This is a genomic window from Nocardioides eburneus (assembly GCF_040838215.1).
In the GTDB taxonomy this organism is placed as follows: Bacteria; Actinomycetota; Actinomycetes; order Propionibacteriales; family Nocardioidaceae; genus Nocardioides; species Nocardioides eburneus.
Window position 1 is genome coordinate 20,995 of the sequence record NZ_JBFPJR010000031.1, and the last position, 26,566, is coordinate 47,560.

The 26,566-nt window shown below is 72.8% G+C and carries 24 protein-coding genes and 1 rRNA gene; 8 read left to right on the plus strand and 17 right to left on the minus strand.

The features are described from left to right. Nucleotides 1–78: 78 nt before the first annotated feature. The 4 genes from hemQ to AB3X52_RS15500 all read right to left on the minus strand — a co-directional run bounded on the left by hemQ (nt 79) and on the right by AB3X52_RS15500 (nt 3,379). Nucleotides 79–819, minus strand: a complete 741-nt coding sequence (gene hemQ, locus AB3X52_RS15485) for a hydrogen peroxide-dependent heme synthase (RefSeq protein ID WP_367994997.1) — start codon at nt 817–819, stop codon at nt 79–81. Nucleotides 820–850: 31 nt separating this feature from the next. After that, a complete protein-coding gene (locus AB3X52_RS15490; protein ID WP_367994998.1) occupies nt 851–1,333 on the minus strand; it encodes a GNAT family N-acetyltransferase in 483 nt (160 codons plus the stop codon). Next, nucleotides 1,330–2,748 (minus strand): protoporphyrinogen oxidase, encoded by a 1,419-nt coding sequence (gene hemG, locus AB3X52_RS15495; RefSeq protein WP_367994999.1) that lies wholly within the window; start codon nt 2,746–2,748, stop codon nt 1,330–1,332. The genes AB3X52_RS15490 and hemG overlap by 4 nt, the downstream gene beginning before the upstream one ends. A 109-nt stretch (nt 2,749–2,857) precedes the next feature. Beyond that, on the minus strand, nt 2,858–3,379 hold the full coding sequence (locus AB3X52_RS15500) for a flavin reductase family protein (protein WP_367995000.1): 522 nt from the start codon (nt 3,377–3,379) through the stop codon (nt 2,858–2,860). A gap of 109 nt (nt 3,380–3,488) precedes the next feature. Here AB3X52_RS15500 and AB3X52_RS15505 point away from each other — a divergent pair, with 109 nt between their 5' ends. Then, on the plus strand, nt 3,489–3,710 hold the full coding sequence (locus tag AB3X52_RS15505) for a hypothetical protein (protein WP_367995001.1): 222 nt from the start codon (nt 3,489–3,491) through the stop codon (nt 3,708–3,710). A 98-nt stretch (nt 3,711–3,808) separates the two neighbouring features. On the opposite strand, the gene hemE is transcribed toward AB3X52_RS15505, so the two are convergent. Continuing rightward, entirely contained in the window at nt 3,809–4,897 is a 1,089-nt protein-coding gene (hemE, locus tag AB3X52_RS15510; protein WP_367995002.1) for a uroporphyrinogen decarboxylase, read from the minus strand. A gap of 70 nt (nt 4,898–4,967) precedes the next feature. Between hemE and AB3X52_RS15515 the strand changes: the two genes are divergently transcribed. Next, entirely contained in the window at nt 4,968–5,603 is a 636-nt protein-coding gene (locus AB3X52_RS15515; RefSeq protein ID WP_367995003.1) for a DUF3000 domain-containing protein, read from the plus strand. Continuing rightward, nucleotides 5,600–6,913, plus strand: coding sequence for an HRDC domain-containing protein (locus AB3X52_RS15520; protein WP_367995004.1), 1,314 nt, complete (start codon nt 5,600–5,602; stop codon nt 6,911–6,913). Before AB3X52_RS15515 ends, AB3X52_RS15520 begins: the two co-directional genes overlap by 4 nt. 27 nt (nt 6,914–6,940) lie before the next feature. On the opposite strand, the gene AB3X52_RS15525 is transcribed toward AB3X52_RS15520, so the two are convergent. From AB3X52_RS15525 to hrpA, 3 genes are all read right to left on the minus strand, one after another. Then, nucleotides 6,941–8,359: an ABC transporter substrate-binding protein gene (locus AB3X52_RS15525; RefSeq protein ID WP_367995005.1), complete on the minus strand. Its 1,419-nt coding sequence runs from the start codon at nt 8,357–8,359 to the stop codon at nt 6,941–6,943. Between the two features lie 358 nt (nt 8,360–8,717). Continuing rightward, nucleotides 8,718–9,314, minus strand: coding sequence for a hypothetical protein (locus tag AB3X52_RS15530; RefSeq protein ID WP_367995006.1), 597 nt, complete (start codon nt 9,312–9,314; stop codon nt 8,718–8,720). Between the two features lie 10 nt (nt 9,315–9,324). Beyond that, nucleotides 9,325–13,251, minus strand: a complete 3,927-nt coding sequence (gene hrpA / locus AB3X52_RS15535; protein WP_367995007.1) for an ATP-dependent RNA helicase HrpA — start codon at nt 13,249–13,251, stop codon at nt 9,325–9,327. An 80-nt stretch (nt 13,252–13,331) separates the two neighbouring features. On the opposite strand from hrpA, the gene AB3X52_RS15540 reads away from it, so the two are divergent. Beyond that, entirely contained in the window at nt 13,332–13,586 is a 255-nt protein-coding gene (locus tag AB3X52_RS15540) for a DUF2630 family protein (RefSeq protein WP_367995008.1), read from the plus strand. 4 nt (nt 13,587–13,590) lie between these two features. Here AB3X52_RS15540 and AB3X52_RS15545 read toward each other — a convergent pair whose 3' ends face one another. Beyond that, the gene (locus tag AB3X52_RS15545; RefSeq protein ID WP_367995009.1) at nt 13,591–14,934 is read right to left on the minus strand and encodes a threonine/serine exporter family protein; all 1,344 of its coding nucleotides are present in this window, start codon (nt 14,932–14,934) and stop codon (nt 13,591–13,593) included. 68 nt (nt 14,935–15,002) lie between these two features. Between AB3X52_RS15545 and AB3X52_RS15550 the strand changes: the two genes are divergently transcribed. Continuing rightward, complete coding sequence (locus tag AB3X52_RS15550) at nt 15,003–16,136, plus strand: glutamate--cysteine ligase (protein WP_367995010.1); 1,134 nt, start codon at nt 15,003–15,005, stop codon at nt 16,134–16,136. Between the two features lie 19 nt (nt 16,137–16,155). Here AB3X52_RS15550 and AB3X52_RS15555 read toward each other — a convergent pair whose 3' ends face one another. From AB3X52_RS15555 to AB3X52_RS15565, 3 genes are all read right to left on the minus strand, one after another. Next, a complete protein-coding gene (locus AB3X52_RS15555) occupies nt 16,156–17,256 on the minus strand; it encodes an FUSC family protein (RefSeq protein ID WP_367995011.1) in 1,101 nt (366 codons plus the stop codon). Between the two features lie 59 nt (nt 17,257–17,315). Next, complete coding sequence (locus AB3X52_RS15560; RefSeq protein ID WP_367995012.1) at nt 17,316–18,557, minus strand: site-specific DNA-methyltransferase; 1,242 nt, start codon at nt 18,555–18,557, stop codon at nt 17,316–17,318. A gap of 63 nt (nt 18,558–18,620) precedes the next feature. After that, complete coding sequence (locus AB3X52_RS15565; protein ID WP_367995013.1) at nt 18,621–19,085, minus strand: hypothetical protein; 465 nt, start codon at nt 19,083–19,085, stop codon at nt 18,621–18,623. Nucleotides 19,086–19,154: 69 nt separating this feature from the next. Between AB3X52_RS15565 and AB3X52_RS15570 the strand changes: the two genes are divergently transcribed. Next, nucleotides 19,155–19,739 (plus strand): mismatch-specific DNA-glycosylase, encoded by a 585-nt coding sequence (locus AB3X52_RS15570; RefSeq protein ID WP_367995014.1) that lies wholly within the window; start codon nt 19,155–19,157, stop codon nt 19,737–19,739. A gap of 33 nt (nt 19,740–19,772) precedes the next feature. On the opposite strand, the gene AB3X52_RS15575 is transcribed toward AB3X52_RS15570, so the two are convergent. The 3 genes from AB3X52_RS15575 to AB3X52_RS15585 all read right to left on the minus strand — a co-directional run bounded on the left by AB3X52_RS15575 (nt 19,773) and on the right by AB3X52_RS15585 (nt 22,819). Continuing rightward, the gene (locus tag AB3X52_RS15575; RefSeq protein WP_367995015.1) at nt 19,773–21,056 is read right to left on the minus strand and encodes a hypothetical protein; all 1,284 of its coding nucleotides are present in this window, start codon (nt 21,054–21,056) and stop codon (nt 19,773–19,775) included. 118 nt (nt 21,057–21,174) lie between these two features. Beyond that, nucleotides 21,175–21,822, minus strand: a complete 648-nt coding sequence (locus tag AB3X52_RS15580; protein WP_367995016.1) for a class E sortase — start codon at nt 21,820–21,822, stop codon at nt 21,175–21,177. 10 nt (nt 21,823–21,832) lie between these two features. Next, entirely contained in the window at nt 21,833–22,819 is a 987-nt protein-coding gene (locus AB3X52_RS15585; RefSeq protein WP_367995017.1) for an aldo/keto reductase, read from the minus strand. 94 nt (nt 22,820–22,913) lie between these two features. On the opposite strand from AB3X52_RS15585, the gene AB3X52_RS15590 reads away from it, so the two are divergent. Beyond that, a complete protein-coding gene (locus AB3X52_RS15590; protein WP_367995018.1) occupies nt 22,914–23,675 on the plus strand; it encodes an MOSC domain-containing protein in 762 nt (253 codons plus the stop codon). 136 nt (nt 23,676–23,811) lie between these two features. Further along, the gene (locus AB3X52_RS15595; protein ID WP_367995019.1) at nt 23,812–24,999 is read left to right on the plus strand and encodes a ScyD/ScyE family protein; all 1,188 of its coding nucleotides are present in this window, start codon (nt 23,812–23,814) and stop codon (nt 24,997–24,999) included. A gap of 89 nt (nt 25,000–25,088) precedes the next feature. Here the strand turns inward: AB3X52_RS15595 and AB3X52_RS15600 are convergent, their stop codons facing one another. Both AB3X52_RS15600 and rrf read right to left on the minus strand, forming a co-directional pair. Beyond that, the gene (locus tag AB3X52_RS15600; protein ID WP_367995020.1) at nt 25,089–26,108 is read right to left on the minus strand and encodes a nitronate monooxygenase; all 1,020 of its coding nucleotides are present in this window, start codon (nt 26,106–26,108) and stop codon (nt 25,089–25,091) included. 203 nt (nt 26,109–26,311) lie between these two features. After that, nucleotides 26,312–26,428, minus strand: a 5S ribosomal RNA gene (gene rrf, locus AB3X52_RS15605). Nucleotides 26,429–26,566 lie beyond the last annotated feature (138 nt).

Below are 26,566 nucleotides of genomic sequence, written 5' to 3' on the forward strand. Positions count from 1 at the left end.
CGACCGGCTCTCCACAGGCATCAGGTTGTGAGTGTCAGCGCGGGCTATAGCCCGCGCTGACACTCACAACCTCATCGGTCAGGGCAGGCGGTCGAGGAGGTCGGCGACCTCGACACGGGCGCCGGTGTAGAACGGCACCTCCTCGCGCACGTGGCGGCGGGTCTCGCTGCCGCGCAGGTGACGCATGAGGTCGACGATCCGGGAGAGGTCGTCGGCCTCGAAGGCGAGCATCCACTCGTAGTCGCCGAGCGCGAAGGCCGGGACGGTGTTGGCACGGACGTCGGGGTAGTCGCGCGCCATCTGGCCGTGCTCGGCGAGCAGGCGGCGGCGCTCGGTGTCCTCGAGGAGGTACCACTCGTAGGAGCGGATGAAGGGATAGACCGCGACGTAGGCGTGCGAGCGCTCCTCGGCGAGGAACGCGGGGAGGTGGCTGCGGTTGAACTCCGCCGGGCGGTGAAGCGCCATCTGGGACCAGACCGGCGCGAGTCGGGAGCCGAGGGCGGTCCGACGGATCCGGTGGTAGGCCTGCTGGAGCTGGTCCGAGGAGCCCGCGTGGGTCCAGATCATCACGTCGGCATCGGCGCGGAGGCCGGCGACGTCGTAGACGCCGCGCACGACGACGTCCTCCGCCGCGAACTCGGCGAAGAGCTGCTCAAGCTCGACCGCCTCGGCCTTCCGGTCGGCGTCACCGAGCACCGTCTCCAGCTTGAAGACCGACCACATCGTGTAGCGGATGGTCGCGTTGAGCTCGTTGATCTTGGCTGCGTTGGTCTTGAGGTGGGCCTGCGGGTCGGCTTCGGTGGGGCGCTCGTCGGACATGACTCCATTGTGCGCCTGGCGGCGAGGCCGCTCAGGAGCGGGGGCGCCACTCCAGGACGAGCTCGTCGTGGAGCGGGATGCCGTGGTCCCCCACCTGCGGGATCTCGGGCTTGACCGTGCGCGAGCGGTCGACCGCGCCCGTCCGCACGCTCGTGATCCGGAAGCCGTGCTGCTGGTAGAAGGCGAGTGCGGCGACGTTGTCGTTGGTGGTCACAAGGACGACCGGCCGGTCGGCCTGGGCGAGGAAGGCACGCAGCAGCCGTCGACCGGTCCCGAGGCCGCGCGGGTGGGCGGCCATCGCGTAGAGCTCGGTCGCGTCCGCCCGCTCCTCGTAGACGAGGTAGCCGCACAGCTGGCCGTCGTCCTCCGCCACCAGCGTCGGCAGCCCGAGCAGATCGTGGAGCCGCCCGTCGAGCGCCATCGTCGGGCCCTCCCAGTCGGCGTCGTAGGCCGCCTGAAGCCACTGCTGGTCCTCGGCGTCGTCGGCTCTGGCCGGACGGACGGTCACGTTCATCGGATCTCCTCGCGGTCGTGGGGACCGTCGTGGCGCTGGTCGTCGCGCGCCGTCCCGGCGACCGCCTCGGCCGCGCGGTGGGCGGAGCCGATGACCGCGGGGATCCCGACGCCGTCGTACGCCGCACCGCAGAGCGCGAGACGAGGCAGTCCAGCCACGGCGGAACGGATCCGGGCGACCCGGTCGAGATGGCCGACGGCGTACTGCGGGAGACCGTCCGTCCACCGCTGCACGTGGCTGTCGACGGGGATCGCGGCGAGCCCGGCGGCCTCGGCGAGGTCGGCGAGCGACTGCGCCACGAGCTCGTCGTCGGGGAAGTCCAGCGACGCCTCCTCATGGACGCGGCCGATCGAGGTGCGGAGGTGGACGATCCCCTCCGGCGCACCAGCCGCGCGGACCCAGTCCCACTTGGCGAACGAGAACGTGGACGCCTTGATCCGTCGCCCGTCGACCGGCGGGACGAGGAAGCCGGAGCGCGAGCCGTCGAGGTCGGTGACGCCCGTCAGGTCGGCGGCACGGAACGCCAGCGTGACGACGGCCATCGACGCATAGTCGATCGCGGCCAGCTCCGCCGCGGCTGCCGGCGCGAGGTCACGGAGCAGCGCCGCGGCGGGCCCCGCCGGCGTCGCGAGTACGACGCCGTCGCACTCGACCACCCCGCTGTCCGTCACCACCCGGTAGCCGCCGCCGTCGGACGCCGCCCGCGGCTGCAGGGCAACGACCGGCGCGCCGGTCCGGACGTCGAGCTTCTCGGCGAGCGCCAGCGGGAGCTGCCCCATCCCTCCGGCCAGGCCGCCGAAGACCGGGACACCGGGGGTCGAGGTGATCCGCGCGGCCTGCTCGAGCAGCGAGCCGCGCGCGGCGAGCGTGACCAGCTGCGGCACGGCCGCGCGCGCCGAGATCTCCCGGGCCCGGCCGGCATACACGCCACCGAGGAGGGGCTCGACGAGACGATCGACGACCTCGTCGCCGAAGCGTGCGGCGACCAAGTCACCGACGGAGACGTCGTCCTCGACCAGGGCCGGGTCGAGCGGCAGCCCGGGCTCCTCGCGCACCCGCGCGAGTCCGTCCGCAGAGAGCACGCCGGAGGTCTCCAACGCCGCCAGGTCCATCGGCACGCCCATGAGCGAGCGCGGCAGCGGCCGGAGCGCGCCGCGGGTCCAGATCCGGGACGTGGCGCCGGTCGGGTGCACGACCGCGAGCCCGAGCGCGGCGGCGAGCGCCGTGCCCTCCGGGCGCCGGGCGAGCATCGCCTCCGCGCCGACGTCGACGCCGACCCCGGCGACCGGGGCGGTGAGGAGCTTGCCCCCGACCCGGGGGGCGGCCTCCAGCACCGCCACCTCATGGCCTGCGGAGGAGAGATCGTGGGCGGCGGTCAGCCCGCCGACTCCGGCACCTACGACGACGATCCGCACGGGGCCAGTCTCTCACCGGCCGGACGTGTCGCCGACGGGCGGCGGGAGGAAGAACCTCGCGGGGCGATGGCCGGGTGCGGACCACCACCCCGCGAGGGGTCGGGGTGCGTCAGGCGGACGCGTGGAGCCGGCCGAAGCCGGATCGGTGGAAGACCAGCGGGTTGCCGGTGTCGCCGTCGTCGGTGGCGTGCTCGACCGCGTGGAGCTCGAGCAGGACGATGACGTGGTCGCCGGCCTCGACCTCGCGGTAGATCGTGCAGTCGAAGCGGGCGAGCCCCTCGTCGAGGGTGACGGCGCCGTCCTCGCTGGCCGTGACGGCGACACCGTCGAAGCGGTGCTCGACCGGCCCGGCGAGCTGGCGGCAGACCTCGCCGTGGTGACCGGCGAGGATCGTGACGCCGAGGTGGCCGGCGCGGCGCAGGTCAGGCCAGGTCTTGGAGGTCTTCGCGACCGAGAAGGAGACCAGCGGCGGGTCGAGGCTCACCGAGGTGAACGAGCTGGCCGCGAGCCCGGTCCGGGCACCGTCGACCTCGGCGGCCACCGCGACCACGCCGGTCGGGAAGATCCCGAATGCTTGGCGCAGGCGCCGGGGGTCGAGATCCTGGTTGGTGGTCAGGGCCGGGATGGTCATGCGTGTCCTCTCGTGGCCGGCTGCAGCAACAAGACTATTCTAGATCAGATTACTTGACTTTGGTGAGTCCAGTCCGCGGCGTGTCCGGTCACGGCATGGCGTCGCCCAGATGCCGACCGGCTCCGGGACCGGCGTCCGTGCCTCCTCGACCGCACGGTCACGCAGCTCCCGCCCGAGCGTCTCGGGGAGCGCGCGCATCGAGGCCAGGCTGACGAGCGCGACGACGACGTTGTACGCCGCCACGAACCACAGACTGCGGTCGCTCGAGAGCTCGACGAGCCACGCGGCGATCAGCGGGGTCAGCCCCGAGGCGAGGACGCCGGAGACCTGATAGAGCGCATTGAGGGCCGAGAAGCGGTAGCGGGTGTCGAACAGCTCGCTCCAGAACGCCGCGAGCAGACCCCGAGCAGCGCCCCGATCGGCGGCCGCTCAGCCCAACTCGTAGCCTTGGACGAACTCCGTCAGCCTCTTCAGCTGGTCCGGGTCGGTGGTCGGGATGACGCCGTGGCCGAGGTTGAAGATGTGCCCCTTGGCGGCGTGACCGGCCTCGATGACCTCGGCGGCGCGCTCGAGCATGACCTCGGTCGGCGCGAAGACCAATGTCGGGTCGAGGTTGCCCTGCACGCACCGGCCCCGGGGGCCACCGACCTTCGCGATGCCGTCGGCCAGCGGCGTACGCCAGTCCACGCCGACGACGTCGGCGCCCGCCTCCCCCATGAGGGTCAGCAGGCTGCCGGTGTTGACGCCGAAGTGGATCCGCGGGACGCCGAGCGCGCCGGCCCGGGCCAGGACCCGCGCGGAGTAGGGCATGACGTAGCGCTCGTAGTCCTGCGGCGTCAGCGCGCCCGCCCACGAGTCGAAGAGCTGGATGGCGCTGGCGCCCGCGGTGACCTGGACCTCGAGGTAGGCCGCGGCGATGTCGGCGATCTTCGTCATCAGCGCGTCCCAGACGTCCGGCGCGCTGAACATGAGCGCCTTCGTCTTGGCGTGCTCCTTGGAGGGGCCGCCCTCGACGAGGTACGACGCCACCGTGAACGGCGCTCCGGCGAACCCGATCAGCGGGGTGCCGTGCTCACCCATCCCGGCGAGCTCGGCGGTCAACTGGCGGACCGCCTGCGTGACGTAGGGGACGTGGTCGGGCGTGAGGTCGGGGATGGCCGCGACGTCGGCGAGCGTCCGGACCGGCTGGGCGACGACCGGCCCCACCCCCGGCTTGATGTCGAGGTCGACGCCGACCGCCTTGAGCGGCAGGACGATGTCGGAGAAGAAGATCGCGGCGTCGACGCCATAGCGGCGGACGGGCTGGAGCGTGATCTCGGTGATGAGGTCGGCGTCCATGCACGAGTCGAGCATCGGGATGCCCGCGCGGACCTGGTGGTACTCCGGCAGCGCGCGCCCCGCCTGACGCATGAACCAGACCGGCGTGTGGGACGGGCGCTCACCCCGCGCGGCCTGCAGGAAGGCGCTCTGCTGCAGGGCGCCCTGGGGGGTCGAAGGCTCCGTCCGGGGGGTTGTCACGGTGTCGATAGTCCCACCCCGTGCGGCGTGTGTGCACATCGTCGGGACTCCGGCGACCTAGGCTGGCCACATGGTCGTGCGCGAAGAGACGCGCCCGGACGCGGGTGCAGCGGGCCCCAGCGAGTTCCGGGCCGCGGTGGCGGAGATGCAGGCCGCCATCCTGCGGCCGGAGGTCTTCTGCGAGGAGATGCCGGCCCCGCAGCGCATCGCGCCGTACGCCACCGCCCTCTCCGCCGACGTCACCGTCGACGACACCGACGTCGCCACCGGCCGGCTGATCCTGCTCCACGACCCGGACGGCAACGACGCCTGGGGCGCGACGGCGACCGGTCCCGGACGGTTCCGGTTGGTCGCCTATGCCCGCGCCGAGATCGACGTCGACCTCATCACCGACCAGATGCTCGGCGAGGTGGGCTGGTCCTGGCTGACCGAGGCGCTCGACGCGCACGGCGCCGGGTTCACCGCCGTGTCCGGCACGGTCACCCGTGTCGCCACCGAGAGCTTCGGCGGCATGGCCGATGAGGAGGGCACTGCGCAGATCGAGATCCGCGCCTCCTGGACGCCCCTCGAGGACACCTCCGGGGTGGTCGCCGTCGGTCCTCACGTCGAGGCCTGGGGCGAGCTGCTCTGCACCGCGGCCGGACTCCCGCCCGTGCCCGAGGGCGTGGTCGTGATCCCGAGCCGGAGGGGACAGCGCGGCTCGTGACCCGCGAGACCGGCGGACCCGCCGACCCACCTCTCTTCGACGACTCCGTGCCGGATGCCGCCGACGCCACCGACCTCGCCGAGGTCGCGGACACGCCGCCGGCGCCGCTGCTGACGCTGCGCGACGGCCTGCCGTCGGTCATCGACACCGACGAGGGGCTGGCCACGGCTGCCGCGGCGCTCGCCGCCGGCACGGGGCCGGTCGCCATCGACGCGGAGCGCGCGTCGGGCTACCGCTACTCCAGCCGGGCCTACCTCGTCCAGCTGCGCCGCGAAGGCTCGGGCACCTGGCTGGTCGACCCGATCCCGCTCACCACGATGACTCCCCTGGTGAAGGCGCTCGACGGCACCGAGTGGATCCTGCACGCCGCCACCCAGGACCTGCCCTGCCTCGCCGAGCTCGGGCTCCGCCCCACGGCGCTCTTCGACACCGAGCTCGCCGGCCGCCTGCTGGGCTACCCGCGCGTGGGGCTCGCGACGCTCGTCGAGACGGTCCTCGGCTACACGCTCCTCAAGGAGCACTCCGCGGCCGACTGGTCGACCCGGCCGCTGCCCCAGGCGTGGCTCGAGTACGCCGCCCTCGACGTCGAGGTGCTCGTCGAGCTGCGCGACGCGCTCGCTGACGAGCTGCGCGCCGCCGGCAAGGACGAGTGGGCGCGGCAGGAGTTCGACCACCTCCGCGGGTTCGAGCCCACCCCGCGCGTCGACGCCTGGCGGCGTACGTCGGGGATGCACAGGGTCCGGGGCCGCCGGGGCCTCGCCGCGGTGAAGGCGCTCTGGGAGGCTCGCGACGAGCTCGCCCGGCAGCGCGACGTCACCCCGGGGCGGATCATCCCCGACTCCGCGATCGTCGCCGCCGCTCAGGAGCTGCCGACCGAGCGCGGCGCGCTGCTGGGCGTCAAGGGCTTCCACGGCCGCGGCGCGGAGCGCTACGCCCGGACCTGGGTGGAGACGCTGCGCCAGGTCGTCGCGATGAGCGAGGACGAGCTTCCGGCGCGCACCCCGCGCGGCGACGGCCCGCCCGCGCCCCGCGCGTGGGCGGAGAAGGACCCGGTCGCCGCCCGCCGGCTCGCGCTGGCGCGCGACGCCCTCGCCACTCTCGCCGAGGAGCGCAACCTCCCGGTCGAGAACCTCCTCACCCCCGACCACCTGCGCCGCGTGCTCTGGGCACCGCCACGCACCCGTGAGCCCGGCGCGCTGCTCGACGGCGTGATCACGCTGCTCGACGGCTACGCCGCCCGCGGCTGGCAGATCGCGCTGACCGCGCCGCTGCTGACCGACGCGATCCTGCGCGCCGACGCGGAGGGCTGACCCGCCGAAGGCTCACCTACCCCCTCGTCAGGGGGTGGGGCTGCCGCTGGCGGCCGCGCCCCCGCTCGCACCGTCGCTCGGGCTGGTCGACGGCGCCGGGCCCAGCAGCGCGGAGCTCAGCTCGTCGATGCGGTTGGCCAGCACCTCGGCGTCGGTGCCGCGCACGAAGAGACGGCGTACGGGCGTCGCGGTGGCGTCCTGGAGCTCGGCGAGCGTGCGAGCGGCCGGGAGGATCGCCATCCCCTTGACCGCGTCGGTGAAGACGGCGGCGTTGGCCGGCGCCCGACCCGGCTGCTTGAACCCGTCGGCGAGCGCCACCTGCTGGTTCACGGGGACGACGTAGCCCGACTGGGCGACGTCGGTGACCGCGTCGGTGGAGATGAGGTAGGTGAGGAAGTCGGCTGCCGCATCGGCGTCCTCGGTCACCTTGCTGAGGCACAGGCCGCTGTAGTCACCGGTGGTCGCGGCGCCGCCGCCGTTCGTGGGCATCGCCATGACGTCCCAGTGGAGACCGGCACGCTCGCGCAGCTGCGGGACCAGGGAGCGGTCGCCGGGGAGCACGGCCAGCCTGCCGCGCTCGAACCACTGCAGCGGCGTGGCCTTACTCAGCTGCTTCGAGGTGAGCCGGAAGCGAGGGTTGGCGAGGACCGGCTGCAGCGCCTTGAGCGCGTCGAGGCTGTCGCTGAAGGTCGTCGTGGTGGGCGTCCGGACGTCGTCGACCAGCTGACCGCCCGCGGCCGCGAGCCAGGGCGAGAGGCCGCGCAGCGTCGGGGCGACGTAGGCGCCGGCGATGCCCCGGCGGGGCTTGCTCGCGAACTGCAGGGCGGCCGTGAACTGCTCGAGGCTCCACTTGCCGTTCGCCGGGTTGGCGGGCACCGGCAGCCCCCGGGCCTTCATCGCCGCGAAGTCGACGAGGTCGGTGTTGACGTAGAGCACCTCGGGCGAGACCGAGTACGGCATGCAGGTGAGGTGGTGGTCCTCGGAGAAGTCCGAGATCGCGACGCGGGAGTAGCCGTCGCCGAGGTCGACGTTGCGCGCCTCGAGGAAGGTGTCGACCGGCCGGATGACGTCGACGTCGGTGAGGGCCGCGACGTCCGCACGCGGGGTGAGGAAGACGTCAGGCGCCTTCGCGCCGTGAGCGAGGCTGTCGACCATCGCGGACTCGCTCGGCCAGGACTCCACCTTGACGGTCACGCTCGGGTCGATCGTGCGGTACTCCTTCGCGACGGCGCTGTAGGCACCGACGACCCGCGAGCCGCCGTACACGCCGAACGTGAGCGTGACGGGCTCGCCGGCCGAGGGCGAGGACGACGCGGAGGACGGTGATGGGCTCGGCGACCTGCTCGCCTTGGCGTCGGGGCCGCTGCCGCCGCACGCCGCCAGGGTCGAGGCGAGCGCCACGCAGGCGAGGACACCCGTGGCCGCCCGCACCTTCGAGAACCTCACCGACTACCCCCGTTTCGACCGCGTGCAGAGCGCCCCGTCGACGTGCTGGGTCGACGCGCCGCAACGGCGCGTCGACCGGACGGGGCCGCCCCACTGTAGCGACCGGGTGACTGCCCGTTCACGTCGTGTTCTCCCCTGCCGCTATCGGGTCCGTCACAGGTGGTAGGCGCGCGCCGCGGCGATCACCCGGCCGTCGCGCCGGCACCGCGGACGAGCGTCCGCGCGGCGCGACCCAGCGATGCAGTCATAGGGAGCACGCCGGACCGGGAGCGCCTCACGGCGCGTGGCCGCTCGTAGCGGCTGATGTTGGGACCCGGGGCTGCCGCAGCCCGGCGTGCTCGTCGGCCATCCTAACGGCTCAGCCCAACCGATGCTGGAGTTCGGCGTGACCCGCCGCCTCGAGCTGCTCGGAGAGTTGGAGCATGTGGCGGGCGTCCGGGCCGGTGGCGTCGGGGTCGAGGATGGCGCGACCGGCGGCGACGACGCGGGCGAAGGCCGCGGCTCGGAGGAGGACGTCGGCGAACTCACCGCGCGCGATCCCGCGGAGCACCTCGTCGACCATCGTCTTCAACTCGTCAGGACCGGGCGGGTCGGCGACGCCCGCGACCACCCGCGCGACCTGCGCCCGGATCCGCCCGGCGTCGTACTCGCGCGCGACCGTGGTCGGGTCGGCGTAGACCCAGCTGCGCAGGAGGTAGAGCCGCCACAGGCAGCCGGCCAGGGTGTCGGCCGGCGCGCCCGACCAGACCTCCGCGATCGTCTCGATCCCCTCCTCCTCGGCGAGGTGGAGGATCCGCTCGGCGACCTCCGGGTCGTCGCTCTCCCGGGCTCCGCGGACCAGCACCGCGGCGGCGCGGTCGCCGGCCTCCTGCACGAGGGCGGGGTCGGTCCCACCCAGGAGCTGGTCGAAGAAGCCGTCGCCCGGTGTCATCGGCGAGTGGAACTGCCTGGTCATCTGTCCCAGGCTACCGAGACACGCCTTCGGCGAGCGCCTTCCGGATGCGCGCATCGCTGACGGTCTGCCCGGTCCCCAGCTGCTGGGCCCAGAGCTGGACGCGGTATTCCTCGAGCATCCAGCGCACCTGCCGCAGCCGCTCCCCCGGCGGACGTCCTTCGGGCAGCGCCTCGAGCTGGTGGAGGTAGGCCGTCTGGAGGTCCGCGATGCGGTCCATCAGCGTCCGGTCGGCATTGACGTTGCCTGCTCCCGTCAGACCAGCCAGCTTGCGCCGGCGTTCGACGAGGGCGCGCAGGTACGTCGGATAGCGCCGCAACTGGACCGTCCCCGCGTCCCGGACGAAGCCGCCGCGCGGGCCGGGCCGGTGGACGAGCCGGGCGACCTGGTCCTTCATCTCGGTCAGCGCCGGCAACTGGAGCATGTCGGCGCGTCCGGTGAGCGCCCGGTCGGCCTCGCGATGCTCGGCGAGGACCGTGAGGACGTCGCCCAGCACCGCACGCACGCCGGCCACGAGGTCGCGCTCGCCGCCCACGGCGGTCCGGAGGGCGTCGTACTCCTGGCGGGTGCGGACGGGCGGGCGCGCGTCGACGGCCTGCTGGACGACGGCGGCGCGGCAGTCCTCGACGAGCTCGGCGACGGAGGGGTACGGCGACCCCGCGAGCCCGAGCTTCTCCAGGTTGCTCAGTCCGTCGGTGACCGTCTTGGTGACCTCGGGAAGCTCGATCAGCAGCAGCCGGGCGACCCCGAGCCGGTGTCGCGCGTCGGCCTCGTCGGCACTCCCGACCACCATCAGCCCGACCGTCGACCCCTCATCCTCGAGGCAGGGATGGACCGTCACCTCATGGCCGGCACGCTTCTCGGTCACGGTCACCGGGATGTCGGCGAAGACCCAGCGGGTCTCACCGGTGCGGGTCAGTCCGGCCTCGCCCGCGACCTCCGCGATCGCCCGGTCGAACTCGCCGGCGAGGGGCGCCTTGAGCGCGTCGAGGTCCTTCCCCCGGGCCTGTTCGCTGCCGTCCTCGGCCACGATGCGGTAGGTCGGCCGCAGGTGCTCGGGCACCTTCGACCAGTCCCACGCGTCGCGCGGGACGTGGATGCCGGCGGTCGAGCGGGCCCAGCGCTCCAGCGCGTCGAGCAGCGGCTCCTCGCCCGGCGGCGTCTGGGCCAGGAACTGGCGGGCCTTGTCGGGGGCCGGGACGAGACTGACCCGGAGCTGCTTCGGGAGGCTGCGGATCAGCGCGGTGATGAGCTCCTCGCGCAGGCCCGGCACGTTCCAGGAGAAGTCGTCGCCACTGACCCGGTTGAGGGTGGCGACCGGCACGTCGATCGTCAGGCCGTCGTCGGCCGCGCCCGGCTCGAAGTGATAGCTGAGGCTGAAGGTCAACGGCCCGCCGGCCGCGTCGGTGCCGGCCCACTCCTCCGGGTAGTCCTCCTCGGTCACCTCTCCGGCCGCCTCGTTCGTGAGCATGGCGAGGTCGAAGGTCAGCAGGTCCGGCTGGGTGCGGCGGGCGTCCCGCCACCAGCGGTCGAAGTGGGCGCCGCTGACGATGCCCTCCGGCAGGCGACGGTCGTAGAACGCGAAGAGGGTGTGCTCGTCGACCACGATGTCGCGGCGGCGCGCGCGGTGCTCGAGCTCCTCGGCCTGCTCCAGCAGCGCCGCGTTGTCGCGCAGGAAGCGATGGTTCGTCCGCCACTCCCCATAGACCAGGGCATGGCGGATGAAGAGCTCACGGGCGAGCTCCGGGTCGACCTTGCCGTAGGACACGAGCCGGTCGGCGACCAGCGGGACGCCGTACAGCGTGGCCTTCTCGTAGGCCATCACCGCGGCGCGCTTCTGCGACCAGTGCGGCTCCGACCAGCTGCGCTTGACCAGGTCGCCGGCGAGCCGCTCGGCCCACTCCGGTTTGATGGCGGCGTTCTGCCGCGCCCAGAGCCTGCTGGTCTCGACGAGCTCGCCCGCCATGACGAACTGCGGGTTCTTGCGGTGCAGCACGCTGCCGGGGAAGATCGCGAAGCGCGCGCCACGGGCGCCCAGATATTCGCGCGGTCCCGGTCGGCGCTTCTCGCGCGACGCGCTCGGCCCGCGTTTCTCGCGCTCCTCGAGCATCCCGATGTGGGACAGCAGGCCCGAGAGCAGCGCCTGGTGGATGCCGTCCTCGTCCGGGCCCCCGGAGTCGGACTCCGTGGCGGGCCGGCCGAGCGTGATCCCCATCTCCTTGCAGACCTGGCGCAGCTGGGACTCGAAGTCCTGCCACTCCCGGACGCGCAGGTAGTTGAGGAACTCCCGCCGGCACATCCGCCGGAAGGCGCTGCTCGACAGCTCGCGCTGCTGCTGGCGGAGGTAGGTCCACAGGTTGAGCCAGGTGAGGAAGTCCGAGCTCTCGTGCTTGTAGCGCGCATGGAGCTGGTCGGCCTGGGCCTGCTCCTTCGGATGGTCGGCGCCGGGCCGCTCGCGCGGGTCCTGCAAGCTCAGCGCGGCCGCGATGACGACGACCTCGCGTAGGCATCCCAGCCGCTCCGCCTCGAGGATCATGCGGGCGAGACGCGGGTCGATCGGCAGCCGCGCCAGCCTTCGCCCGAGCTTGGTCAGGCGCCCCTGCCGCAGCGCCCCGAGCTCCTCGAGGAGCTGGACGCCGGCCTGGACGTTGCGCCGGTCCGGCGGCTCGACGAAGGGGAACCGGGCGATGTCACCGAGCCCGAGCGAGGCCATCTGGAGGATGACCGAGGCGAGGTTGGTGCGGAGGATCTCCGGATCGGTGAACTCCGGGCGGCCCTCGAAGTCCTCCTCGCTGTAGAGCCGGATCGCGACGCCGGCCGCGACGCGGCCGGTGCGGCCGGAGCGCTGGTTGGCGCTCGCCTGGCTGATCGGCTCGATCGGGAGGCGCTGCACCTTCGTCCGCGCGCTGTAGCGGCTGATCCGTGCGACGCCGGTGTCGACGACGTACTTGATGCCGGGGACCGTCAGCGAGGTCTCCGCCACGTTGGTGGCGAGCACGATGCGGCGGCCGGTGTGGGGCGAGAAGACCTTGTGCTGGTCCGCGGCGGAGAGCCGGGAGAAGAGGGGGACGATCTCGACCAGGTTCGCGCGCCGATCGCGGTTGAGCCCGAGCGCGTCGGTGAGCGCATCCTGGGCGTCGCGGATCTCGCGCTCGCCGGGCAGGAAGACCAGGATGTCGCCGGGGCCCTCGGCGGAGAGCTCCTTGACCGCGTCGACGATCGCCTCGGTCTGGTCGCGGACGACCGGCTCCCCCTCCTCGTCGACGTCGGGACCGTCCTCGGGCAGCTGCATGAGCGGGCGGTAGCGGACCTCGACCGGATAGGTGCGTCCACTGACCTCGATGATCGGCGCGGGCACGCGCGTGCGACCGTCCGCCGACACCGTGGCGAAGTGGGCGGCGAACCGCTCCGGGTCGATCGTGGCGGAGGTGATGATGAGCTTGAGGTCAGGACGCCTCGGCAGCAGCCGCTTGAGGTAGCCGAGCAGGAAGTCGATGTTGAGGCTGCGCTCGTGGGCCTCGTCGATGATGATCGTGTCGTAGCGGCGCAGGTCGCGGTCGCGCTGCAGCTCGGCGAGCAGGATGCCGTCGGTCATCAGCTTGATCCGGCTGCTGGCGCTCGTCTTGTCGGTGAACCGCACCTGGTAGCCGACCAGGTCCCCGAGCTCGGTGCCGAGCTCCTCGGCGATCCGCTCGGCGACGCTGCGCGCCGCGATCCGGCGCGGCTGGGTGTGACCGATGATCCCCCCGCCCACCCGGCCCCCACGGCCGCGACCCAGCTCGAGACAGATCTTGGGCAGCTGGGTGGTCTTCCCGGACCCGGTCTCGCCGGCCACGATCACGACCTGGTGGTCGCGGATCGCCGCCGCGATGTCGTCGCGCCGCTGCGTCACCGGCAGCTGGGGCGGATAGGTGATCGCGATCGACGGGGTCTCGGACATCTCCCCGCCATTGTCCCTGACGGACGGTCATGCTCGCGAACGGATAGCCCTGGCGTCCGCGAACGGCCTACGGTGGGCTTATGGCCGACGAGGAGAACACCAGCATCCGCACCCGCATCAGCCGACTCGTGAGCGAGGAGCGCGACCTGCGCGACAGGCTCGCCGCCCGCGAGATCACGGTCGACGACGAGCACGCCCGGCTCAAGGCCGTCGAGACCGAGCTCGACCAGTGCTGGGACCTGCTCCGCCAGCGCGACGCGCTCCGCGCCGCGGGCCAGGACCCCTCAGCCGCCGCCGTGCGGCCGGAGGGCGTGGTCGAGAACTACCTGGAGTGAGCGCTCAGGCCGGCTCGCTGCGTGCCTTGCGGCCACGCTTGCGGGTGCGCGGCGTCCGGACCGGACCGACCAGACGCGGACCGGCGAGTCGCGCCTCGAGCTTCCGGGCCGGACGCTTGAGCGGCTGGGCGACGTACTCCCCGAGGAAGACGCCCGAGGAGAGCGCCACCGCGATCGACGCGGCTGTGAACATCGCGAGGAGTCCGTCGGAGGTGTCCGGGCCGGTGCCCTCGGAGAGCAGCGTCAGGCCGCGATAGATCGAGAGACCGGGCAGCAACGGCACGACCGCGGAGACGACGACCACCAGCGGCGGCACCCGCAGGCGACCCGAGACCGAGTAGCTCACCAGGCCGACGAAGAACGCCGCCACCCCGACGCCGAGAGCCCGGCCGAGGTCCGTGGGCAGCGCCAGGAAGATGCCCATCGCGACAGCCGCGATGAGCGCGATCGGTGCGATGATCCGCCGTGGGGCGTACGACGCATAGGCGAACGCCCCGGCCGCGATCGCAGCACCGGCGACCGAGAGCGACGTCCCCTGGACATCCGTCGCGCCCGGGGTGATGGGCGGGATCGTGACGCCGACGGCGGAGGCGAGGGCGAGACCGCCGCTCACCCCCGCGATGATGCCGGCGGTCGACATGAGCGCCTCCATGAGCCGGGCGCTGGCGGTGATGTGGAAGCCGGTGAGCGCGTCCTGCAGCGCTCCCATGAAGCCGATCCCCGCGAGCAGCACGACGATGTTCGCAGTGATCGAGGACGACACGTCGATGTCGACCGGTGAGGCGGCGGCGCCCAGGGCGAGCAGCGAGGCCAGGCCGGCGCCGGCGACCTGCTGGTAGAAGATCGGCAGCCGGCGACGCATGAGGCCGAGCTGCAGCCGGTCGATGCCGACGGCCGAGACGCTGGCGAGCAGCGACACCAGCACGCCACCGCCGAGCTGCACCGCGACCGCGGCCGCCATCGCGGCCACGCCGAGGGTGACCGCCCACCGCGGACGACCGTGGCCGCCCGACACGATCCGCGCGAGCTCGGCGCGGGCCTCCTTGAGGTCGAGCGCCCCGCGGATGACGTCGCGGATCAGGTGGTCGACCTGGGTGAGGTGGTCATAGTCGATCGCCCGGATCTGGACCTGCCGGGTGACCAGCACCGGCATCTCCTCGGGATCGGGCTGGTACTGCATCGAGAGGTTGATGTAGGTGACGTCGATCTCGGCGTTGCGCAGCCCCAAGTGCCGGGAGAGGCTCCGCATGGACGCCGCCACGTCGGCCGCACCGGCTCCCGAGGACAGCAACAGCTCGCCCACGCGCAGGCAGAAGTCCAGCGTCAGGTTCACGTCGCGTGCGTCCACGTGCCCGATGTTGCCAAAGAGGCAAGCGCCCCCTGGCGCGGGCCCGGCTCACCTGGAACGCTTTCGTCATGCGGATCGACTTCCACGCCTCGCCCGAGCCGACGCTCGGGGTGGAGTGGGAGCTGGCCATCGTGGACCGCGACACCCGTGACCTGGTCAACGAGGCCGCCCACCTCTTCGCCCGGGCCAAGCCGCGGATGCCCGATCCGAGCCGTCTCCACAAGGAGCTGCTGCGCAACACCGTCGAGATCGTGACCGGCGTGTGCCACACCGTCGCCGAGGCGATGAGCGACCTGCGGGCGACCCTGGACGCCGTCGTCCTCGGCTGCGACGAGCTCGGGGTCGACCTGTACGGCGGCGGCACGCACCCCTTCGCCTCCTGGACCCGTCAGCAGCTCACTCCCGGACATCGCTACGAGGAGCTCATCAACCGCACCCAGTGGTGGGGCCGTCAGATGCTGATCTGGGGCCTCCACGTCCACGTCGGGCTGCCGGAGCAGAGCCGGGTCATGCCGGTGCTGTCCGGACTGCTCACCTACTACCCCCACCTCCAGGCGCTGTCGGCCTCATCGCCGATCTGGGCGGGCGTCGACACCGGCTACGCCTCCAACCGGGCGCTGATGTTCCAACAGCTGCCGACCGCCGGGCTGCCGTTCCAGTTCGAGACCTGGGACCAGTTCGAGGGGTTCGCCCAGGATCAGCTCACCACCGGCGTCGTCGACGAGCTCAGCGAGATCCGCTGGGACGTGCGGCCCTCCCCCCACCTCGGGACGCTCGAGACCCGGATCTGCGACGGCGTCTCGACGTTCGAGGAGCTGGCGGCGCTCGTGGCCCTCGTGCATTGCCTCGTGGTCGACCTCGACGCGCGCGTCGCGACCGGGGCGCCGGTGACCACGATGCCGCCCTGGCATGTGCAGGAGAACAAGTGGCGGGCCGCGCGCTACGGCCTCGAGGCGATCGTCATCCTCGACAGCGAGTCACGCGAGCGGCTCGTCACCGACGACCTCACCGATCTGCTGGCGCGGCTGCAGCCCGTCGCCGAGCGGCTGCGCTGCACCGACGAGCTCGCGTCGGTCTCGACCATCGTGGCGCGCGGGGCGTCCTACCAGCGCCAGCGGGCGGTCGCCGCAGCGACCGACTTCGACCTGGTGGCGGTCGTCGACTCCGTCGTACGCGAGCTGCGGGAGAGCCTGGGCCGCTGATCCGCGCCCCTCACCCGGCTCAGCCAGGTGGCGGCGGAAGCGCGTCGACCGCGTCCATCTGCTCGACCCCGGTCATCACGAGCAGGTCGACGACGAGCGACCGCAGCTGCACGAGCACGACCTCGGCGTTCATCGACGCGGCCCGCTCGACGGCCGCGGTCGCCTCGCCCACGGCCAGCAGCGCCGGACGCGCCGTCACGGCCATCCGGTCCGAGGCGAGCTCCTCGGCCACCTGGTCGGTGGCGTCGGCGAGGTCGAGCGCGAGCGAGGCGTACGACGCCGGCACCGGCCGCCCCAGGTGGGCGGAGACGGCCGCCTGTCGGACGAGCACGCGGGTGGTCCGGATCGCCCGGTCGAGCGGCTCGACGAGCTCCCCCATCTTGCGGACGTTCTCCTTGTGGCGGATCCGGAACGGCGAGCTCGCGACCACGGACATGCCCTCGTCCGCGGCCGCCTGCAGCTCGCGGATGAGGGTGTCGGTGGCCCGGGCGTCCGCGAGGACGGCGTACCCGTGATCGCCCTTCCCCTCGAGCATCACCTGGGCCGCCGCGCGCAACAGCGCGGAGATCTTCCGGACGACGACCGCCGCCTGCTCCCGCGGCCGTCGCAAGGGTGCGGCCGGCACGATCGATGCGGCGACGAGCGCCACGCATCCGCCGATCAGCGCGTCGGTCCACCGCGTGAACGCGGCGCCGCCGGTCGGCAGCACCGTCGTCACGAAGATCGACTGGACGGCGGCCTGATTGATGAAGAGCTGGCTGAAGTTGAACAGCAGCGCGGTCGACATCGCGAGCGCGACGATGAGGCTCAGCTGCCACGGGCCGGAGCCGATCCCCCGGACCAGCAGGTCGCCGAGCAGGACGCCGATCGCGACGCCGAGCGTGATCTCGAGGACCCGCCGCAGGCGTTGGCCGTACGACGTCCCCAGGCTGACCAGCGCGACGATCGGCGCGAACACCGGCTGCGGGTGGCGCAGGACGTCGTCGGCGATGAACCAGGCCGTGCCGGCCGCGACGGCGGCCTGCGCGACGTGCCAGCGCTTCGCCGACCAGCGCCGGTAGCGTGCCCGGGCCTGGCTGCGCGTCTGTGCTCGCAGGCGCGAGGCGGCGTCCGAGAGCATGCCACCGATCCTGCCAGAGCGGCGACGCCACCGGGCGGGATCGGCGGCCATGACCTTCCTCAGGAGACCGCCTCGGGCAACGGGTCCGCGATCGATCCGGCCTGGGCCGCCAGCAGGCCGAGGCTCACCTCCGCGAAGCCGCCGCCGACGGTGTCCGCGACCGCCTGGAGCCGGGCCCGGGTGATGTCGGCGACCGTGGCCAGGCCCGCACGGGCGGCGTCGGAGCCCGCACGGACCGGCTCGGCGGAGTTGACCGACAGACAGGTACGGCGGCCGCCGTCGGCCGCGTTCGCGAGGGCGACCGCGTGGCCCGTCGTCCCCGACCCGGCGAAGAAGTCGAGGACCCGCGCGTCCCCCGGCATCGTCGTGAGGATGCGGCGGAGCAACCCGGTCGGCTTCGGCGACTCGAACACCTTGCCGACCAGCGCCTTCACCTCGGCGACGGCGGTGTCGGTGGAGCCGACCTCGTCGGCGGGCCAGATGGTGCGCAGCTTCTTGCGCCGGTCGCGACCACCGGCGGTGTCGAGCCAGTCCCGCTGATAGACGTCGATGCGTGCCCCCAGCCGCCCGCGCACCCGGCGGCAGACCAGGTCGACGGCGCGGCGCTCGATGAGCGGCGCGCTCCACCGCCACACCGCCGGCGTCCCGTCGCCGAACACCGGCCAGATCTCGACGCCTCCGTCGAAGGCCGCGGTCCGCACCTCGCCCGTCTCCGGGTCGCCCCAGACCGGGAAATGCAGCGTCCGCGCGGTCTCGGGATTGAACTTCTTGTTCGTGTTGCGCAGCGGGAGCCGGCGGTAGCGCCGGCCGTCGGGGGCGACCTGGGGGAAGTCGCGCGCGTCCACGTCGTCGGGGCTCGACGCGTCGAGCACGCAGGTGCGGGCGTCGTACGCGTAGACCAGGAGGTACTCATGGGACGTCGCGAAGCCCTTGCCCAGCTGCCGGCCCTTCGGGTTGAGGTTGACCACGACCTGCGCCAGGAAGCTGCGCTCGCCGAAGACCTCGTCGAGGAGGAGCCGGAGGTACGCCGCCTCGTTGTCGTCGATCGAGACATAGATCGCCCCGCGCGAGGACATGACCGCGCGGGCCGCCTCGAGGCGGGGCCGCATCATGGCGACCCAGGCCTCGTGCCGACCGGCACGCCGGCCGTCCGCGCCGCGCAGGTCGTCGTGGTAGGCCAGCACGCTGCCGGTGTTGTAGGGCGGGTCGATGTAGACCAGGTCGAACTCCTCGCCGGCCCGCGCCAAGGCGTGAAGCACCGCGAGGTTGTCGCCCTCGACGAACGTGTTCCACGCCTCCACGGGCGTCACGCTATCCGGTTCGGCGCCGGTGCACGGAGCATCCGCCCGGCAGGTCGGCGCGGCTCAGCCGGGGACGGCGGCGAACGCGAGGGTGGAGACCGGGGCGAAGCAGTCGACGGTCGCCGGCTCGCGGAAGCTGCTCGTCATCGTGACGGCACTGCCGCGCCGGACGACCGAGACCGTGTCGGCGGGCGCCTCCCGGCAGCCGACGTGAACCACGTGGGCGTAGAGCATCTCTGGGGCGGTGACGGCGAGACCCTCGATCGCCTGTCGTGCCTGGGTCCGTGGGCCGGTCGGCAGCCGGGCGAGGTAGGACCGCTGCGCCCGCGTGTCCGGCAGCGCCGTCGCGGGCGCGGCCAGCCCGCCTATCCGAGCACCGGTCACCGAGACGACGGCGACCCGGGAGTCGCCGACGACGGGGCCAGCGGACCGTGAACCGGATCCGCCGGGGGCGGCGTCGGGTGCGCCGCACCCCGCACCCGCGAGGACCGTGCCGACCACGACGAGGACTCCGAGCATGCCTCTCATGCCTGGACAACGTCGAAGGCCGCCGGATCGTTGCAGGTCGAGGCGGGACCGCCTCGCCCGGATGCGAGGATGCCGCCCGTGCCCCGCTTCACCAAGGCCGAGCTGCAGAGCTACTACGGCGTCTTTGTTCCCGACCTGCTCCCCCGCGACGACCAGGAGCTCAGGCTGCTCTTCGTCGGCATCAACCCGGGGTTGTGGACCGCGGCCACGCAGACCCACTTCGCCCACCCGGTCAACCGGTTCTACCCGGCGCTCCTGGCCGCGGGGATCATCACCCGTCCCGTGGATGCGGCCGCCGGCATGACCGACGAGGACCGCGACCACCTCCGGTCTCGCGGCATCGGCATCACCAACCTGGTCCAGCGCGCGACGGCCCGGGCCTCGGAGCTCACCAACGCGGAGCTCAAGGAGGGCGGCGCCGCCCTCACCCGCCTCGTCGAGGCCCGCCGGCCGCAGGTCGTGGCGATCGCCGGGATCACGGCGTACCGCGCCGCCTTCGGCCTGCCCAAGGCGGTCCCGGGTCGCCAGCCCGAGCCGCTCGGCCCGGCCGAGCTCTGGGTCGTGCCGAATCCCAGCGGGCTCAACGCGCACGAGACCGTCGCCTCGCTCGCCCAGGCGTACGCCGCCGCGGCCCGCGCCGCGGGCGTGATCTGACCCCGGCGGACGCCTTGGCCCCTGGCGGACGCTTCAGCCCCCGGCCGGCCCCGCTGCCGCATCGTCCGGCGCCCCCGCGACGCCCGCCGCGGGGCTCCTCGGAGACGACGGGCCGCCCGGCGATCTCGTCGTTGCCGCGGCCGTCGGGCTGGCAGCCGGGCTGCTGGGCGTCGTACTCCCCGTGGGCGTGGAGGTGGGCTTCTGCGACGGCGTCGTCGGAGACTTCTCCGGGGTCGTGGTCGACGGGACCGGCGATGCCGCCGGCGAGCCGGGGGCCGAGCCCGACGGTGTCGGGGTGTCCGGCGCGGTCGTCGGTGACGACGGTGGCGATGACGGCGGTGGCGAGGTGACCGCCGGTGACATGCTCGGCGCCGCGACCGTGACGGTGACCGTGCTGGACTCGCTCCCCGGCGCAAGGTCCCGGTCGGCGAAGCGGAAGCGGTAGCGCGTCGTCTCCGTCGGGCTGACCTCGACCTGAGGGTCGCCCCCGCTGGCGTCGACGACCGCGACCGGGCTCCAGCCACCACCCCGGGTGCTGGCCTCGAGGATCAGCGTGCCCTGCGGGATGCGGCCGCCGAACCCGTCGGTGAGGCTGCCCGTCAGGGTCACGCGGCCGCCGGCCGACACCGCGTCAGCAGAGGCCGTGATCCCGACCTGGGCGTCGAAGCCCTCGAGGTCATCGACGGTCCCGTCGAGGCGGAGCGCGTCGATCTGGAACGACTGACCGTCGCAGCCGAAGCCGACGGTGACGAAGCCGGCACCGTCACCGTGCTCCGCGGTGAAGTCCGCCACGGTGGCCGAGGCGGCACCGCCGAGCGGCGTGCCGGTGCGGCTGTCGACACGCTCCCAGGCGAAGGAGCGGCCCAAGGCGTCGACCGGGGTCCAGCCGCCGGCGGCGGCGAGCGACGCACGTCCGACCCACAGCGTCGCCGTCCCGCGCATCGCCGCGGGCTGGTAGACGGCGTATGCCACGCCGGTGGTGCCACCGGGGGCCTTCACGTCGAGGCCGACGTGCGTGGTGGCGGCCAGGCTGTCGACGTACGCGAGCGTCCCGACGGCGTTCCCGCCGGCGAGGTCGTAGGCGACACTGCGCTGCCCGAGGTCGGCGTCGGTGGAGATCCGCGGGGCGAGCGTCTCCGGGGCGCGGGAGTAGAGGCCGTCGCAGCCGACGAAGGAGAGCTGGACCGGGCTCCCGAGCGGGAACCGCAGGCCGTGCACGGTGACCGACCCGTCCGCGGCGCCGGCGCTCGCGAGCGGGCCCCCGACGACCGTGGTCGCCGCGATCACCAGACTGCCCACGAGTGCTGTGATCCGCACCGCTCCCCCTCAGTCCCGACTGATGCCGCCGGGGTCATCCTTCCGTCGCCACTGTAGGTCGAAGAGACGCGATGAGGAACAGGGGATGAATACCCTGTCCGCCCGACACCGAGGAGCCTCACCCGACCGGCGTGCGCGACTCCAGGACGCCGAACGCGACCATGCGGTCGTCGGTGTGGAAGAGCTCCGAGCAGGTCGTCAGGGTGATGAGCCGCTGACCCTTCCGCTGGTCCGGCTGGACGCCGCCGTCCGGGTTCTTCGGCAGCGGCGTCGTGACCCACGTGTCGGTGAAGGGGACGACGAGCCCGTCCCCCCGCGAGGTCAGCCGATAGACGTACGTCGCCGTGCGGGTCAGGACCCGGACGCGGTCCCCCACGCGCAGGTCCGGCATGTGGCGCAGCGGCTCGCCGTGGGTCACCCGGTGGGCGGCCAGCGCATAGTTGCCAACGTGTCCCGGCCCCGCCGTACCCGTGAAGTGCCCGAAGCCCGCAGCCAGGACGGAGTCCGAGGTGCCCTCGAAGACGGGGACCTCGTAGTCCTTCCCGAAGCGGGGGATCTCGATGATCGCGCTCGCCCGGCCGAAGTGGGTCGAGGCGCCGCTCTCGCCCTGCTTCCAGGCGTCGCGGAGCTGGTGCACCGCCTCCTTCTGGTGGCGGTGGCTCACCCAGTTGGTGCCCCAGAACTCCCAGGCGACGTAGCCCAGCATCGACAATCCCACGAGGATGAGGACGACGCCGCCCCACAGCGCGACCCGGCGACCGGTCATCGAGCCGCGCTCACCAGCGGCCGTGGACGGCCGCACGGAATCGGGCGTCGTAGAGCCGGTGGACGTCGGCGTCGAAGGCGTCGCCGAGCGGCGACAGGCTGCCCGCCGCGGCGTTCGCCCGGGCCTGGTCGACGTTGCGCGCCCCGGGGATCACCGTGGTGACACCGGGCTGCTGCGCGAGCCAGGCGAGGGCGACCTGCGCCGTGGTCGCGTCCGGGGCGGCAGCCCGGGCCAGGGCGGCGAACTCCTGCGCGGCGGCGACGCCGGTCTCGAAGTCGACGCCCGAGAACGTCTCGCCCTGGTCGAACGCCTCGCCGTGGCGGTTGAAGGTGCGGTGGTCGTCGGGCGCGAAGGTGGTGTGGGTCGTGTAGCGACCGCTCAGCAGGCCGCTGGCGAGCGGCACCCGCACGATGATCCCGACGCCCTTCTCCCGCGCGACGGGGAGCACTTCGTCGAGCGGCTTGAGCCGGAACGCGTTGATGATGATCTGGATGGTGGCGGCGCCGCGCTCGATCGCCGCGAGGGCTTGCGCGCAGGTCTCGACGGAGACGCCGTACGCCGCGATCGCGCCCTCGGACCGCAGCGTCTCCAGGTCGTCGTAGGTCCGCTGCGCCTCGATCACGTCGGTCGGCGGGCAGTGCAGCTGCACGAGGTCCAGGGTGTCGCGCTGCAGGTTCGCCCGGGAGCGGTCGGCCCAGGCGCGGAAGTGGTCGAGGGTGTAGTTGGCGGCGACCTGGTCGCCCCGCCGGCCCATCTTCGTGGCGACGGTGACGGGCGCGCCCGTCTCCGCGAGGAAGCGACCGATGACCTGCTCGCTCCGGCCGTCGCCGTACACGTCCGCGGTGTCGAAGAACGTCACGCCGGCCTCGACACTCGCCTCGAGCACGGCCCGCGCGTCGGCCTCGTCCACGGCGCCCCAGTCGGCCCCCAGCTGCCACGTCCCGAGGCCGATCACCGACACGTCCCTGCCCGTCGATCCGAGCGTCCGCTGTTCCATGCCGCCATCCTCCCGTATCTGCCCGGCGAACCGCCGCTGGTGGGTGGCGCAGGTCGCCCGGTGACTGTCACGGCGCCCCTGGTTGACTGGGCGTGTGGAGCTCCAGGTGACCAGGGCGGGCTTCGCTGCCGTCAAGGGCACCCGCCATCTCGCGTACGACGCCGTGGCGCTCGACGCGCGGGGCGCGCTCGGCGACCGCCGCTACTGCCTGGTCGACGTCACGGGTCGCCGCGTCCTCAAGACGGTGCAGCACCCGGCGCTGGTCGCGGTGACGGCGGAGGTCGAGGGACGCCGGCTCGCCGTCGCGCTCCCTGGCGGTGAGTCCGTCTCCGCCGAGCCGACCTCGAGCGGGGAGACGCTGACCTGCGACTACTGGGGCCGACCGGTGCCGCTGGAGCTTCTGGACGGACCGCACGCCGCCCTCTTCTCCCGTCACCTCGGTCGCGAGGTGCGGCTGGCGGCGGCGCCGCGCGGCGGGGTGGTCTTCGGCGAGCCGCTCACGCTCGTGACGACGGCCTCGGTGCGCGACCTCGCCGAGCGGACCGGTCGGCGCGGGATCAGCGACGACCTCCCGGGAGCGGCGGCCCGGTTCCGCGCCACGCTGCTGGTGGCGACCGACGAGCCGTACGCCGAGGAGCGGTGGCTCGGGCAGGAGGTCGAGGCCGGCGGCGTACGCCTACGGATCGGGGCCCCGATCCCCCGGTGCGCCGTGATCGACCTCGATCCCGCGACCGGCGAGCGGGACGGCCGCCTGCTGAAGGCGCTGGCGACCTACCGTCCGCTCAACCGTGCCGGTGAACCGGCGTTCGGGGTCTACGCCAGGGTCGTCCGGCCCGGGACCGTGTCCCCCTCTTGAGCACATCCGTCCCCAACCTGGAGGACAAGGGCCCCGGTTTCACCAGAAGTGGGGATTCGACCGTCGGGCATGCCTTCCAAGACTGACTCGGGACCGACGGCAACGGCGCCGTCGGCCAGCTCGAGGGAGGCTGGACATGTCAAAGATCCATCGGCTCGTGGCGGTCGCCGCGGTGCTGGCTCTGGCCGGTGCCGGGATCGCCGCGACGAGCCCCGGTGCGGAGGCCCAGAAGGCCGCCGTCCACCACAAAGCGAAGGTCAAGGCCCACAAGCCGGCGCACAAGACGAAGGCCCACAAACCGCGCATCCCGCGGGTGTACGCCAGCGGCTTGCTCACGCCGCTCTCCGCAGCGGTCACACCCAACGGCACGGCGTACGTCACGTCGAACTTCGCCGGTCAGCTGCTCAAGATCGTGCCCGGGAAGGCACCGGTCGTCGTCTACCAGGACCCGAACGGCTATGAGGTCGGCGGCGTCTCGGTCAGCGGCTGGTCGGTCCGCTTCACCGTCACCGAGACCAACCAGCAGACCAACGAGAACGTCGACTCCTGGCTGATGCAGCTCGGCCCCCACGGCACCGCCCGCCAGATCGCCGACATCCACGCCTACGAGGCCGCGGCCAACCCGGACCAGGGCACGACGTACGGCTTCCGTTCCATCGCCTCGAGCTGCGCCGCGCTGTGGCCGACCGCGGACAACGGACCGGCGACCTACACCGGGGCCGTCGACTCGCACCCCTACGCCACGACCCAGCTCGGCGGTTGGACGTACGTCGCCGATGCCGGCGCCAACGCGGTGTTCCTGGTCAGCCCGGGCGGTCGCGTCCGCACCGTCGCCACGTTGCCGGCGATCCCGACGACGCTGACGGCCTCGCAGGTCAGCGGCATGGGGCTCGACCCCTGCTTCGTGGGGACGACGTACTGGTTCGAGCCGGTGCCGACCGACATCGAGATGGGCCGCTTCGGCCAGCTCTACGTCAGCAGCCTGCCCGGCGGCCCTGAGGGCCCGCAGCTGGGCGCACGCGGCAGCGTCTTCACCGTCAGCCCGATCGCGCACCGCGCCCGCCAGATCGTCCGCGGCTTCACCGGAGCCACCGGCGTCGCGGTCGCCCCGAACGGCACGCTCTACGTCTCCGAGATCTTCGGCAACAAGATCTCCCGAGTCACCTGGAGCCGGTTCGGGCCGCACATCTCGACGCTCGCCAAGGTCACCGCACCCGGCGCGGTCGAGTGGACCCCATGGGGCGTCGTCGCCACCACCAACGTGCTCTCCGGGACCGAAAGCGGCTCAGCGCCGGCGGCCCAGCTGGTGAAGTACGGCTACTAGCCGGAGCACGCATCCTCAGTCGCGCGGGCCGGGTCGAGGGGGATCCGGCCCGCGTGCTGGTCCGACTTCGCGGCCAGGACCGCCGAGGTTCAGCCCAGGGCTGCCAGGTCGCGTATGACATCACGGGCCGAGCCGGTCCGAGCGCTGCGGAAGCCGGTGCCTGCCCATAGATGCAGCCGGTCCGTGTCCCCGGCCTTCGCCGCCGCCACCCGCAGCGGCCGCGTCAGATGGTGGAGCGCCGGGTAGCCCACCGGCGCGGACGCCTCGTGCCGCTTCATGAAGCCGTTGAGCAAGCCACGGGCCGGCCGCCCGGTGAAGCTCCGGGTCAGCGCGGTCGCCGTGAACCGGGGCGAGGCCAACGCGTCCTTGTGCACCGTCGACGCACCGGACTCGTCCGTGCGGAGCAGCAGCGTGCCGACCGCGACCGCCGTCGCTCCCGAGTGCAACAGCTCGGTGACCCGCGTCGACCCGTCAACGCCCCCTGCCGCGACCGTCGGCAGACCCGTCGCGGCGATCACACCGCGGGTCAGCGCGGCGGTGTCCATGGGGGTGATCTCGCGCCGGGGATCGTGCGTCCCGCTGTGCCCGCCGGCCTCACTCCCCTGCGCGACGACCGCGTCGAAGCCGATCTCCTGGGCAGCGTACGCCTCCTCGACCGTCGTCACGGTGGCCAGCAGCATGCTCCCCGCCTTCTTCAGGCGCGCCACGTCCTTCGCCGATGGCAGACCGAACGTGAACGAGACGTACGCCGCCGGCTGGGACGCCAAGAGCGCGACCTTCTCCGACCAGTGGTCATCGTCCGCGACCGGCTCAGCGGGCAGGTCGACGCCCAGGACCGCTGCCTCGGGCATCAGCTCCTCGCGATAGGCCCGGTACGCCGCACGATCGACGGGCTCGCGGTCCGGGACGAACAGGTTGACGCCCACCTCAATATCGGCGCGCCGCAGCTCTGCGAGGTCCGCAGCAAGCCCGTCCGGGTCCCGATAGCCGGCCGGGAAGAACGCGAACCCGCTGGCACCGGTCACCGCCTCCGCCAGGGCGACGGTCGACGCACCGCCTCCCAGCGGGGCCCCGACGACGGGAACGTCCGTGCCGAAGATGTTGGGCACACGCCCAGATTCACGCGGCATCATTCCTCGCCGCTCCACCGGCGGCCGACATCGATGGCGGTCCTCATACCGCCTCAGTAGCCCGACGCGACGCGCCGAATGCACCGCGGCGGCGTCCCTCGATGTGAGCTTGCCGCAAAAAGGGGTGTGGAAATGAGAGCAGCGCCGGCCCCGTCACCGGGGCCGGCGCTGCACAAAAGTATGTCCGGCGGCGTCCTACTCTCCCACAACCTCCCGGTTGCAGTACCATCGGCGCTGAAAGGCTTAACTTCCGGGTTCGGGATGGGACCGGGTGTTTCCCTTTCGCTATGGCCGCCGTAACTCTACCGACCAACCCCGGGGTCCCGGGGATGGCCAAAACCATGAGTCACGATAGTTGTCGTGGACGCGAGCGCTTTGTGGCGGGTTGTCTTTGCAAAGTGTTTGTGAAGACAAGCCCTCGGCCTATTAGTACCGGT